The 13,180-nt window shown below is 37.3% G+C and carries 13 protein-coding genes and 1 riboswitch; of the genes, 1 reads left to right on the top strand and 12 read right to left on the bottom strand.

Annotated elements, in window-relative coordinates:
* Position 1 precedes the first annotated feature (1 nt).
* From sufC to BMY13_RS05910, 9 genes are all read right to left on the bottom strand, one after another.
* A complete protein-coding gene (gene sufC, locus BMY13_RS05945; protein ID WP_092492093.1) occupies positions 2-787 on the bottom strand; it encodes a Fe-S cluster assembly ATPase SufC in 786 nt (261 codons plus the stop codon).
* A 299-nt stretch (positions 788-1,086) separates the two neighbouring features.
* Positions 1,087-1,257, bottom strand: coding sequence for a YuzK family famiily protein (locus BMY13_RS19435; RefSeq protein ID WP_175476722.1), 171 nt, complete (start codon positions 1,255-1,257; stop codon positions 1,087-1,089).
* A 211-nt stretch (positions 1,258-1,468) separates the two neighbouring features.
* Complete coding sequence (locus tag BMY13_RS05940; RefSeq protein WP_092503248.1) at positions 1,469-2,293, bottom strand: MetQ/NlpA family ABC transporter substrate-binding protein; 825 nt, start codon at positions 2,291-2,293, stop codon at positions 1,469-1,471.
* 14 nt (positions 2,294-2,307) lie between these two features.
* Positions 2,308-2,976, bottom strand: a complete 669-nt coding sequence (locus tag BMY13_RS05935; protein WP_092503246.1) for a methionine ABC transporter permease — start codon at positions 2,974-2,976, stop codon at positions 2,308-2,310.
* Positions 2,966-3,997: a methionine ABC transporter ATP-binding protein gene (locus tag BMY13_RS05930; RefSeq protein WP_092503243.1), complete on the bottom strand. Its 1,032-nt coding sequence runs from the start codon at positions 3,995-3,997 to the stop codon at positions 2,966-2,968. Before BMY13_RS05930 ends, BMY13_RS05935 begins: the two co-directional genes overlap by 11 nt.
* 100 nt (positions 3,998-4,097) lie before the next feature.
* A riboswitch (SAM riboswitch) is annotated at positions 4,098-4,209 on the bottom strand.
* Between the two features lie 68 nt (positions 4,210-4,277).
* The gene (locus BMY13_RS05925; RefSeq protein WP_092492089.1) at positions 4,278-4,592 is read right to left on the bottom strand and encodes a thioredoxin family protein; all 315 of its coding nucleotides are present in this window, start codon (positions 4,590-4,592) and stop codon (positions 4,278-4,280) included.
* Positions 4,593-4,602: 10 nt separating this feature from the next.
* Positions 4,603-4,956 (bottom strand): toprim domain-containing protein, encoded by a 354-nt coding sequence (locus BMY13_RS05920; RefSeq protein WP_092492249.1) that lies wholly within the window; start codon positions 4,954-4,956, stop codon positions 4,603-4,605.
* A 790-nt stretch (positions 4,957-5,746) separates the two neighbouring features.
* Entirely contained in the window at positions 5,747-6,130 is a 384-nt protein-coding gene (gcvH, locus tag BMY13_RS05915) for a glycine cleavage system protein GcvH (protein ID WP_092492088.1), read from the bottom strand.
* Positions 6,131-6,205: 75 nt separating this feature from the next.
* Positions 6,206-6,562 carry an arsenate reductase family protein gene (locus BMY13_RS05910; protein WP_092503240.1) on the bottom strand — a complete coding sequence of 119 codons (357 nt, stop codon included), beginning with the start codon at positions 6,560-6,562 and terminating at the stop codon, positions 6,206-6,208.
* A gap of 304 nt (positions 6,563-6,866) precedes the next feature.
* Here BMY13_RS05910 and BMY13_RS05905 point away from each other — a divergent pair, with 304 nt between their 5' ends.
* Complete coding sequence (locus tag BMY13_RS05905; protein WP_175476720.1) at positions 6,867-7,271, top strand: VanZ family protein; 405 nt, start codon at positions 6,867-6,869, stop codon at positions 7,269-7,271.
* Positions 7,272-7,534: 263 nt separating this feature from the next.
* On the opposite strand, the gene BMY13_RS05900 is transcribed toward BMY13_RS05905, so the two are convergent.
* The 3 genes from BMY13_RS05900 to BMY13_RS05890 all read right to left on the bottom strand — a co-directional run bounded on the left by BMY13_RS05900 (position 7,535) and on the right by BMY13_RS05890 (position 13,036).
* Complete coding sequence (locus tag BMY13_RS05900) at positions 7,535-9,319, bottom strand: acyl-CoA dehydrogenase family protein (protein WP_092492085.1); 1,785 nt, start codon at positions 9,317-9,319, stop codon at positions 7,535-7,537.
* 122 nt (positions 9,320-9,441) lie between these two features.
* Positions 9,442-10,617 carry an acetyl-CoA C-acetyltransferase gene (locus BMY13_RS05895; RefSeq protein WP_092492084.1) on the bottom strand — a complete coding sequence of 392 codons (1,176 nt, stop codon included), beginning with the start codon at positions 10,615-10,617 and terminating at the stop codon, positions 9,442-9,444.
* 19 nt (positions 10,618-10,636) lie between these two features.
* Positions 10,637-13,036: a 3-hydroxyacyl-CoA dehydrogenase/enoyl-CoA hydratase family protein gene (locus BMY13_RS05890; RefSeq protein WP_092503236.1), complete on the bottom strand. Its 2,400-nt coding sequence runs from the start codon at positions 13,034-13,036 to the stop codon at positions 10,637-10,639.
* Between the last annotated feature and the right edge of the window lie 144 nt (positions 13,037-13,180).

The raw sequence follows: 13,180 nt of genomic DNA, 5'->3' as shown, positions 1-13,180 counted from the left end.
TTTACGCTTTTTGCTCAAGAGATTCGTCTTCGATGCCTAGTTCTTCTTTGATCCAGTCATAACCTTCAGCTTCAAGACGTTTTGCTAGTTCAGGTCCACCTGATTTAACAACACGGCCTTGCATCATAACATGAACTTTATCTGGTGTGATGTAATTAAGTAAACGCTGATAGTGTGTAATAATTAAGCAACCAAAATTATCGTCTCGTAGTTTATTAATTCCTTTGGACACTACTTTTAATGCATCAATATCCAAACCTGAATCAATTTCATCTAAAATTGCAATTTCTGGTTTAATAAGCATTAATTGAAGAATTTCATTACGCTTTTTCTCACCGCCTGAGAAGCCTTCATTTAAATAACGCTGTGCCATGTTTTTGTCGATTTCAAGAAAGTCTAATGCATTATCCATTTCTTTAATAAACTTCATTAAAGAAATCTCATCGCCTTCTTCACGGCGAGCATTTATAGATGAACGAAGAAAATCAGATGTTGTTACTCCACTAATTTCACTAGGATATTGCATTCCAAGGAAAAGACCTGCACGTGCGCGCTCATCTACTTCCATTTCCAATACGTCCTCACCGTCTAAGTATACATTTCCTTCAGTGATTTCGAATTTTGGATGACCCATGATAGCTGATGCAAGTGTTGATTTACCAGTACCATTTGGCCCCATTACTGCATGGAACTCGCCACCCTTTATCGTAAGGTTTACACCTTTTAATATTTGGTTACCTTCAATTGAAACATGAAGATTTTTAATTTCTAGTGTTGATCCTGCCATGTCGATACCTCCAATTACTATTTTGTGCTTATTTCTTTCAAATGGATATTACATCCATTCTCAATTTATTCTCATTATAATCTTAAAGCATTTCGAATTTATTATCAACTCATTCATACTAATAAAAACGTGTATTTCTAGCTGATTAAATATGTTTGGTTTTGAGAAAAATTGTGAATTTCTTCACTCTATTATATGCAATAACTGAGAATGTACTTTCTAATTTAATTTCTAATTATTATTTTTTTAAGAAAAAATGCTGGTACCCCACACTAGGATACCAGCACAATTAATATTTATTAATTATGAATGTGGCTATCAATTTCAGCTACCATATGTTTACATTGTTCATACTCTTTTTGTCGTCTTTTTTCAACAGCAATGCGATTTTCTAACTTTCTTTCATACTCCGCATAACACATCTTATGCGTTTGCTGCATTCCCTTCTCCATCTCTGGAGTGTAATTCATCTTAATCCCACTATAAATAGTGAATCATCCTTTCGATTTGATTACAATATTAAGAATATCACAAGGACGATACCCTACACAAAGTGCATTTAAACGTTTAAAATCGTAATGAATAATATATGGAAGTGTTGAAAATGGATAGCAAGTTTTACTTTACACATAGAGCTAATTACTGCTATTTACTATGAATTACTCAAAATTCGCTATAAAATTACTTCGCTTCTCCATTTACTGGAACTACTGCACCATCAAACTCTTCTAAAATAAAGTTTTGGATCTCCTCAGAGTGCAGTACATCAACTAATGTGTTTAACGATTCATTACCTTTATTTACTGTTTTAACTGCAACAACATTTACATATGGAGATTCTTCACCTTCTAGAATCAAGGCGTCTTCCAATGGATTCAAATCTGCGCCAATTGCATAATTGGTATTGATCGCCACTAAAGTGTTTTCTTCTGACTCATATAGCTCTGGTAAGAATGCTGCATCATAATCATAGGAGAATTTTAAATCTTTTGGGTTCTCTACAATATCTTCCGTAGTAGCCTCTACTTTGTCTACTTTTTCAGAAAGCTTAATAAGCCCTTCCTTTTCTAACAAGGATAGTACTCGTCCATGATCAGCGACAGAACGGCTCATAAGTACTTCAGTTCCTTTGGCAACTTCGTCAACACTATTAATTGTTTTCGAATATATCCCAATTGGCTCAATGTGAATTCCACCAATGTGTGTGAAATCATAGCCAATATCTGCAATTTGCTTATTTAAATAAGGAATATGTTGGAAATAATTTGCGTCAAGTTCACCACTTGAAAGGTCTTCATTTGGTAAAACATAGTCAGTGTACTCTTCAATCTTTAATGTTATTCCTTTTTCCTTAAGAATAGGCTTAGCTTTCTCTAAAATTTGTGCGTGCGGAGTACTGGATGCCCCAACCTTAATAACATTATCATCTGAACTGGACTCATCACCGCCACAAGCTGCTAACGTTAGTACAAAAAATATAGATACAAATACCAAGATCTTTTTCATTTTATCTCTCTCCTTTATCTTTTATCTAATTTGTTAGTAATAAAATCCCCAATGAATTGAAAAATAAATACAATGATTACGATTAATACGGTACAAACAAACACGACATCAAACATACGTCGCTGGAATCCGAAAAAGTATGCATAATTTCCTAAACCACCAGCCCCTATAACACCAGCCATTGCAGTATAGCCAATCAAGGCAATTGCAGTGACAGTAAGTCCTGATACAAGTGCTGGCATTGATTCTGGAAGTAATACACGAAAAATAATTGTGCGAGTCTTTGCACCCATAGATTTCGCTGCTTCAATCACTCCCTTATCAACTTCCTTCAATGCAATCTCTACAAGTCGACCATAAAATGGAGCCGCACCAATGATTAAAGCTGGTAATGCTGCATTTGGTCCCCGAATGGTTCCAATCAGAAAGTCAGTAAATGGGAACAAAAGTAATATCAAGATTATAAATGGAATCGCTCTAAATACGTTTACGATTGATGCCACGATTAAATTAAGAAGTTTATTCTGCCAAATACCCCCTTTCATCGTCAGATAAAGTAGTAACCCTAATAGTATTCCGAAAATAAATGTTCCAAATAATGAAAGGATGGTCATGTAAAAGGTTTCGTACGTGGCAACCCATAAATCTTCCATATTCAAATTTGGGAAAATATTAGTTAGCATCGCGAACCACCTCCATTTCAACTGAGGTCTCATTTGTTATAAAGTCTATAGCTTTATTGATTTCACTCAACTCACCATCAGCCTGAACAAATAGTGTTCCATACGCACCACGCTGCGTTTGGGTGATCTTACCTTGCAGAATGTTAATATCAATTGCAAATCTCTTAGCAACTTGACTAATTAATGCCTGGTTTGTTGTCTCACCAATGAAATGAAGCCGAATAAGCTTACCACTATCATAAGTATCAATTAAATGGGCAACTCCATCATCTTCATCATTGGTTCCCATAACCTGCTCAACGAATTTCTTTGTAACAGGCTTCTCAGGTCGTAAAAAAACATCCAGAACATCGCCTTGTTCAACGATTCTTCCTTCTTCCATTACTGCTACCTGATTACATATTTTGCGAATCACATGCATTTCATGAGTAATTAGAATAACCGTTAAACCAAGCTTTTTATTGATATCAACTAACAAATCTAATATCGAGTTGGTCGTTTCCGGATCAAGTGCTGAAGTTGCTTCATCACACAGCAATACTTTTGGATTATTTGCAAGTGACCTCGCTATCCCAACACGCTGCTTCTGCCCACCACTTAACTGAGAGGGATAAGCACTTTCTCTTCCTGCAAGTCCAACTAATTCGATTAATTCTTGAACACGTTCTTCACGTTCAATTTTTGATACGCCTGCAATCTCCAATGGAAATGCAATGTTATCTTTTACGGTCCGTGACCACAATAAATTAAAATGTTGAAAAATCATGCCTATTTCCTGACGTGCCACTCGAAGTTGTTTTGAATTTAATGCAGTAATTTCCTGCTGATCAATGACGATTTTCCCACCAGTAGGTTCTTCCAGCCGATTGAGCAATCGTACAAATGTACTTTTACCCGCACCACTGTAGCCAATGACACCAAAAATCTCACCTTCATTTATATCAAGGGTTAAATCATCCACTGCTGTAATGTTGCTTTTATTTGATTTAAAAATTTTATTTAAACCCTCTATTGAAATCACAAGTATTCCTCCTTTGCCATCCACTATTATGTCCTACTTAATAAGAAAAACGCCTTTCTGTAAGAGAACAGAAAGACGTAATATATGTAGTCTTTACGTTCCCTTATCTGTCAAAGCAGCTGCTTTGCAGGAGTTGGCACCTTTCAAATAAAAAAACATTTGAGGTTGCCGCGGTTTCATAGGGCCAGCCCCTCCACCGCTCAAGATAAGAGATATAAACTATTTAATTAAAATTCGATAATCCAGATAATAGCACGCATATTATTATGTGTCAATAAAATTATTTATCTGAAAATAAAGCTGGTTCGTAGTCCATTAAGTAGCTATATATATTGGCAATTGATTTAAATGCGTAAATTTTTTCCTTGATCTCGTTACCATCCTTAATTAAAAGACATGGTACACTTTCAATTTGATTATCCTGCATAAACTCCGGGTGCAGCGAGGCATTCATGTCATAAAAAATATCCTGTTTATGAACCGATTCAATCTTATCCAGCATTGATTTTGCCAACGCGCATGTACCACAAAATGGTGTATAAATATATAATAAATAATGATCTTGTTCTAATTGTTCCTCATTAATCTGTTGCAATACTACCACCCTAAATCAAGAATATGGGATTAACCTCGATTCGTTTGCCTACCAATGCCGTTGCAAGAATATTTTCAGGGGTTGTTGCTACTTCACGAAACTCACTGCTCACATAAATGTGTTCAGCATGCGGAAGCTCACGCGTTAACTGTTTGCGCAGTTTTATCCCTGAACTATCCTCATCAACTAAAATAAAAACATCCCTATTATCCAAATCATACGTTTCCAAAAGCTCGTCAAATCGTTCAACACCGAGTGTCCCGTTCGTGCAAATTACTTCAACATCATCTGTTATCACCCGTTTGACCTGCTTTTTATCAGTTAGTCCCTCAACAATGATAACTTTTTCTACGTCATTTGTCATCATTACATGCACTCCTTACATTAAATTAACTGAATGCATTAATCATATATTTTACTACTTTTTTCAACCCACATCCAATAATTAATATTATTGCATTACGAATTATTCATATTAGATAGTTTATGCTTAAACCGAATTATTAAGTATGAATATAGATTTTTTAAAAGATATAAAGTGCGACACAACACCAAGAGTCTACTACGCAAAGGACGTGCGAGTGCAGACGTTCATCCATCTTTCCAGGATATTGTGAACATATCTAGTGCAGGTAAATACTAGGAAGTGTTGCATTAACTTACCTGTTAAGACTCATTGATCGGAAAAACAACTATTTCTGAAAACAGCCAAAAAAAGTAACGGGTTCACTTGTGAGGTGCAAAACAGTAAATCTCAAGTGAAATCTCAGCTATAATCTCATAGTTTTCACTAGACAGACTGGTGTCCACGGATTTGGCGGATCCTCATTCCGTTATTTCCTTAAAAACGCCTATTTTGGTCGTGTTATGTAATCCTCATTCCGCTATTTACCCTTTTCAGCCATATTTTTCAAAGTTATTAGGTAAATAACGGAACCAGAAACCGATTCAACCTTCTAAGACGGCTTTTTCACCCATTTAGCGGAACCACGATTCACTTTACCGGTTTGTGTGATTCACATTCCGCTTAATTCACACCATAAATCACATTAAAATCACGTACACTACAATTTCGTTGTGAATTACATTATAGCAATAAAAAAGACCGACTTCACAAGATCGATCGCAGTGTGCAGTCAGCCTTATTAATAGGATTAATCTTCCTCGATTATTTCCTGATATTGCTCAGCAGATAGTAAATTATTTAGTTCTGAATCGTCAGATGGCTCCAAAACAACCATCCATGCTTTTTCATATGGTGATTCATTAACAAATTCAGGGCTATCCTCTAATTCTTCATTGATTTCTACAACTTTTCCGCTGATTGGGGCGTACAACTCGGAAACCGTTTTAACAGATTCAACGCTGCCGAATGGCTCATCTACTTCAACCTCTTCACCTACTTCGGGAAGTTCAACAAATACAATATCCCCTAATTCGGATTGTGCAAATTCTGTAATCCCAATACGTACATTACCATCTTCTTCTTTTACCCATTCGTGTTCTTCTGAATATAATAAGTCTTTTGGTAAGCTCATCTAAATCCCTCCGTTAATTAATTGCAATATTACTATACTAGGTATATGGACTTTTTTCTAGCATTTTTACTTTTATTAAAGCCAACTTTCAGTGAAGGTTTCTTCCTTGAATCCAACAGTCACTTTTTTTCCGTCGGTTGTAATTGGTCGCTTAATTAGCATACCATCAGATGCCAGAATTTCAGCCATTTCTTCAGTAGTCGCATCTTTAATTTTATCCTTAATATTTAATTCACGATATTTCTTGCCGCTCGTATTAAAAAACTTTTTTGGTGGTAATCCACTCTTTGCAATTAGGCTCTGAAGCTGATCACTTGATGGTGGCTCGTCCACAATATGTATGCTAGTATAGTCGATTTCATGCTCATCTAACCATTTCTTCGCCTTTTTACAAGTTCCGCAATTTGGATACCAATAAAACGTTAATCCCACTTCATCCCTCCTAACAATTTCAGATGTTAATTTTATTATAGCAAATATAATGAAGGTCGGTCGATGAAATTGTGAAATTTCAAAGACTTCCTACAAAAGATTTATATGATTGGCTAATGTGCTATAATACTGGCAGATTAGTTAATAAGGGGAATAATCGATGCATTATATAAACGCTTTACCGGTATACTCTATCCTCCTATCCCTTGTCATTTTCATTTCTATAAGATTCATAATTTTAAGGAAAACCGATCGAAAAATTGTCCTATACCAAGAATTCATTTACAGTTTGTGGATTATTTATATGGAAAGTTTACTTTATCTGACAGTGTTTCCTTCTACAGATGCTACTCGAAGTGATTGGGTTGGCATAAATCTGATACCATTTAACACGATTGAAAATTATTTATTTTTATTCTTTCAAGGCGAGATATCCGTTGCTTCTGTTAATCTATTAGGAAATACTGTTGTATTTGTTCCAATGGGAATATTGCTTGTATTAGTAAACAGCAAAATTAGTTTTAAAAAGATGTTTCTAATAGGTATTGGAACATCTTTAACTATTGAAGTAACACAACTTGTTCTTTCTTTACTCAATGTCCTTTCAAGAAGTTTCGACGTTGATGATCTTATATTAAACACAACCGGCGTTATTATAGGATTTGCACTTATGAAAATTGGATTCTTTTTTATTAGGTTGAAAAAGTAAGGCTCTTTTAATAACTTTTTACTTATTCTAACAGTTAATTATTTCTACGACAGAAACTAGAGTAACCTATGTAGTACTAAGTGTGGCTCTCTGACTACGCAGCTGGAATGGTTAAAATCTTGTTTTAATCCATCTTTCCAGGATATTGTGACCATACCCAGCAGAGGAAATACACGGTGACTCCTTCGGGAACAACAATCTCTTAAGAAACTGCCAAATGTAAAACCACCCTCACAATAAATGTAGAGGGTGGTTAATTATTTTTAGACTAGATATTTTTCTTCTTCAATTATCTTAGCAGCAATTTCACGTTTTTTCCCAATCACATCTGTTGGCGTGTGACGAGTCAGCTTACGTAATGATGAAAGCATCATACGGAGAGTATCGCCTGATTCAACAGCAATTAGAGTTTCTTTTGCATCTGCCTCAATGCGATTAAATGCTTCCTGCACATATACTTGTGTGTAAAGAAGTTTTTGTTTATTTTTTTCTTCTCCAGACTTAGTAATAGCTTTTTCTGTACGAAGAATTGCTGATTCCATGTTATATACTTCAGCTGTCATATCGGCAAGATTTACAAGAATCTCCTGTTCATTTTCAAGCTTTTTCCCATATTTCTGAGCTGCCAGCCCAGCACCAAGCAATACCATTTTCTTCGCATTTTTCAATAGATATTTTTCCTGTTCTAACGTTTTATCGCCAACTTCTTCAGGCATCATCATCATTAGTTCTTCCTGAAGACTCTGCGCTTGTTGAAGTAATGGCAATTCACCTTTCATTGCTTTTTTCAGCAATGTTCCAGGAACGATTAACCGGTTAATTTCATTTGTTCCTTCAAAAATACGGTTAATTCGTGAGTCACGGTATGCACGCGCAACTTCATATTCTTCCATAAAGCCATACCCACCGTGTAGTTGAACAGCTTCATCTGTTACATAATCAAGACATTCGGTTGCAGTGTATTTATTCATGGAGCACTCGATTTGATATTCTGCAATTGCCTTAGCAACTTCACGGCCATCTTTTAATTCCTCATCCGACAAAGCACCCATACGTTGTTCAAATAATCCTACTGTACGATATACAGCACTTTCGTTCGCATAGGTTCTTGTTGCCATGGTTGCTAATTTTTCCTGTGTTAGGCTGAAACTTGAAATTGGCGTATTAAACTGCTTACGTTCATTTACATATTTTGTTGCAACTTCAAGTGCACGTTTTGATCCACCTACACCACCAATTGCAAGCTTATAGCGGCCAACGTTCAGGATGTTAAATGCAATAACATGACCACGGCCTTTTTCACCTAATAGGTTTTCAACTGGTACTTCTGCATCTTCCAGAATCAATGTACGAGTTGACGAGCTCTTAATACCCATTTTCTTTTCTTCTGGTCCAGTTGATACTCCAGGGAATTCACGTTCAACAATAAATGCTGAGAAATGTTCGCCATCAATTTTTGCATAAACAATGAAAACATCCGCAAATGCTGAGTTAGTGATCCACTGTTTCTCACCATTTAAAATATAGTGTGTACCTGCGTCATTTAATTTTGCAGTTGTTTTTGCTCCCATTGCATCTGAACCAGAGCTTGGTTCGGTTAATGCATAAGCAGCCAATAATTCACCTGTGGCAAGTTTTGGCAAGTATTTTTCTTTTTGCTCATCATTACCGAAGAATACAATTGGCAATGAACCGATACCAACATGAGCTCCGTGTGTTACCGAGAATCCACCAGCACGTGAGAACTTCTCGGTAATTAGTGAAGAACTGATTTTGTCTAGTGCAAGACCTCCATATTCTTCTGGAACATCAGAACCAAGCAATCCTAGTTCCCCAGCCTTTTTCAATAAATCTACTGAATGTTCAAATTCATGGTTTTCCAGATTATCAATTTTCGGTACGACTTCGCCTAATACGAAGTCTTCTGTTGTCTTTGCAATCATTTTATGTTCTTCAGTAAAATCCTCTGGAGTGATGACATCTTCACCTGTTAAATCTTCTGTTAAAAATGCTCCACCCTTAAAAATTTTCTCTTTTGTTTCGCTCATTTGAATCGTTCCTTTCCATTATTGGATGGCGCCATAATTTGTGCGCCCTTATTGCTTACTTCTGATAGATAAAATTATGAAGTTCGGCGAATCTGCAGTGAACTACGGCATTGCTAGCAATTTTATAGTAGTTCAAATACTCCAGCAGCGCCCATTCCACCACCGATACACATTGTTACGACACCATATTGTACGTTGCGGCGTTTCATTTCATGAATAAGGCTTAACGTCAATTTTGTACCTGTCATGCCAAGCGGATGGCCCAGCGCAATTGCTCCACCGTTTACATTTACAATGTTCGGGTCTAGATCAAGTGCCTGGATTACTCGAACAGATTGTGATGCGAATGCTTCATTTAACTCGAATAATCCGATATCAGATAGCTCAAGACCAGCTATTTTCAAAGCTTTTGGTACTGCTTCAACAGGACCAACACCCATAATTTCCGGTTCTACTCCTGCTACTGCGAACGAACGGAACTTAGCAAGCGGCTTTAACCCTTCTGAATTTGCTTTATCACGGTCCATCAGAAGTACGGAACCAGCCCCATCACTCATTTGCGAAGAGTTACCTGCTGTAACAGAACCTGTTACGTTAAACGCTGGGCGAAGTTTTCCCAATACTTCCTTAGTTGTTCCAGGACGGACCCCTTCGTCCATTTCAAACATGAATTTCTTTTCTTCAATTTTATTCTTTTCGCCAACAACTCGATTTGTCACTTCTACCGGGACAATTTCATCCTTAAATTTACCTTCTTGTATTGCCTTGCCAGCACGTTCATGACTTTGTACAGCAAAAGCATCCTGGTCTTCACGGGAAATACCAAAGCGATTTGCTACTTCTTCTGCCGTGTGACCCATTCCCATATAATATCCTGGTGCATCCTGTACAAGCTTTGTGTTTGGCTTAATAACATGACCACCCATTGGGATCAGGCTCATTGATTCTGCACCACCAGCAATGATCGAGTCACTTGCACCAACCATAATACGTTCTGCTGCATATGCAATACTTTGTAAACCTGATGAACAATAGCGGTTGATTGTAATTCCTGGCACATCATTTCTTAGTCCTGCCAGACCAGCGATGTTACGAGCCATATTCATACCCTGTTCTGCTTCTGGCATCGCACATCCAATAATCACATCATCAATATTTCCGTCGTAATTCCCTGCACGCTTCAATGTTTCTTTTATTGTTAATGCTGCTAAATCATCTGGTCTTGAATTTGCCAGTGATCCTTTATTTGCTCTTCCTACAGGGGTTCTTGCACCTGCAACAATTACTGCTTCCTTCACATTTCTTCCCCCTCTTCTATTAGTTACGTAGTGGTTTTCCTTTTAATAACATGTGTTGCATACGCTGTTGTGTTTTTGGCTCAGCAATTAAGCTTAAGAAAGCCTCGCGCTCTAAATCAAGCATTACCTGCTCATCAATTAACGTTCCTTCTTTAATACGTCCACCTGATAAGACATAGGCAAGTTTTTCAGCAATTTTCACATCATGATCTGATGCATATCCGCCAAATCGCAATGTCTTTGCACCCAATAGCATTGCTGCATATCCAGCTTCGCCTACTACAGGAATCTTTTCGCGTTTCGGTGCTTGATAGCCAGCACTAGCTAGCGCCAATACCTTTTCTTTTGCATCGTGTAACAAGTGATCCGGATTTACACTAATAGCATCATTACTATTCAAAAATCCGTTTTCACGAGCTTCAGCGGCTGAAGTTGATACTTTAGCCATCGCTACTTTTTCAAAAACATCGTTCGCTACTTTTGTCAGGTCAAGATCTACTCCCTCTGGCAGATTACGAAGTTCTTTCAGATAAAGTTCTTTCGTTCCGCCGCCACCTGGGATTAATCCGACTCCAAACTCAACAAGACCCATGTAGGTTTCAGGAGATGCCTGGATAGAAGCTGCCGGCAAAGAAACTTCAGCACCTCCACCAAGCGCCATATTGAATGGTGCCGTTACAACTGGCTTTTCTGAATACTTAATATTCATCGCCATCTTTTGGAATTGACGGACAACCATGTCCAATTCAAAGAAATTATCGTCTTGAGCTTCCATTAGCATCATACCAAGGTTCGCGCCAACACAGAAGTTCTTACCTTGATTACCAATTACAAGTCCTTTATAATTTCTTCCTACTTCTTCAATTGCAAAGTTTACCATTTGGATGATATCAAGACCGATTGCATTACTTTGTGAATGGAATTCCAGCCCTGCAACACCATCACCTAAATCTATTAAACTTGCTCCCGTATTCCTTTTAATGACCCCTTTAACATCTTTTAAACGCTTTAAATTAATCTCTTTTTCATTAAAGTTCTGTTGCTTGTATTCACCGTTATCATAGTAATATACATTACCATTTTCGGTTTTATAGAAGGAGTCGTTGCCATTTTTCAGTAGCTCCAGCACCCATTCAGGTACTGTTTCGCCCTCTTCCTGCATTCGTTCAACAGATTCACGCAAGCCAATTGTATCCCATGTTTCAAATGGACCAATTTCCCAGCCGAATCCCCATTTCATTGCCTGATCAATTGATACGATATCATCAGCAATTTCGCCTGTAAGCTCAGCAGAATAAATTAAAACTGGCTTCATTATTGACCATACCAAGTCACTTGCCCTGTCGCCTTTAGCTGATACAAGCGCTTTCAATTTACGACGGGATCCTTTTTCCTGCTTAGCCGTTTCCGTCGCAGCAGTTTTTAGCTTTTTACGATCCTCGTATTCTAGTGTTTCCGGATTCAATTCATAGATTGTACTTCCGTCTTTACCTTTTTTCTTAAGGAAAAACCCTTGGCCACTTTTGGCACCAAGCCACCCGTTATCCTGCATTTTCAAAATAAAATCAGGAACATCGAATACTTCTTTTTCTGCACCTTCAACCTGATCGTAAACATTTTTAGCAACGTGAATAAATGTATCTAAACCAACAACATCCAATGTACGGAATGTAGCACTTTTTGGACGTCCAATCATTGGCCCGGTAACAGAATCTACTTCACCAACACTGTACCCGCCTTTTAACATTTCCTGCACTGTCACAAGCAATCCATATGTACCGATACGATTGGCAATGAAATTTGGTGTGTCTTTTGCTTCAACTACACCTTTGCCCAGCACATTTTCACCAAACGTTTTCATGAATTCCAGTACTTCTGGATCTGTGTGTTTTGTCGGAATAACCTCAAGCAATTTCAAATAGCGTGGCGGATTGAAAAAGTGTGTCCCAAGGAAATGCTTTTGAAAATCCTTTGAGCAATCAGCAGCCATATCCTCTACCGAAATACCTGAAGTATTGGAAGTTATAATACTTCCTTCTTTACGATATTTATCCACATTTGCAAATACTTTCTTCTTAATATCCAGGTTCTCCACAACGACTTCAATAACCCAATCTACATCTCCCAATTTTTCCATATCATCATCCATGTTGCCAACTTCGATTAAGTCAAGACTTTTTGTTGAGGTAATTGGTGATGGATTTTGTTTACGCAGCGCTTTTTTGCTTTGTGCAGCAATACGATTTCGTACAGCGCGATCCTCTAGTGTTAAGCCCTTCTTTTCTTCATCTTTTGTTAACTCTTTTGGTGCAATATCGAGCATAATTGTCGGTATTCCAACGTTAGCCAAGTGGGCAGCAATTCCAGACCCCATAACACCTGAGCCTAACACTGCAGCACGCTTGATTGTTTGCTTCATGTTTTGTCCCCCTATCTTCATTTGAATGAATACTCATTCATTTTTAACTGTAAAAATAAAAGATAGTCTCCTATCCATCTATTTATTAGTATAAATTATATTCTGATATTTCGCAATAAAAAAAGAGTATATTTTTTTCTATTT

The sequence above is a fragment of the Virgibacillus subterraneus genome (assembly GCF_900110695.1).
GTDB lineage: Bacteria > Bacillota > Bacilli > Bacillales > Amphibacillaceae > Lentibacillus > Lentibacillus subterraneus.
Note: the sequence above shows the minus strand (reverse complement) of the source record. Positions and strands in the feature narration are given on the sequence as shown.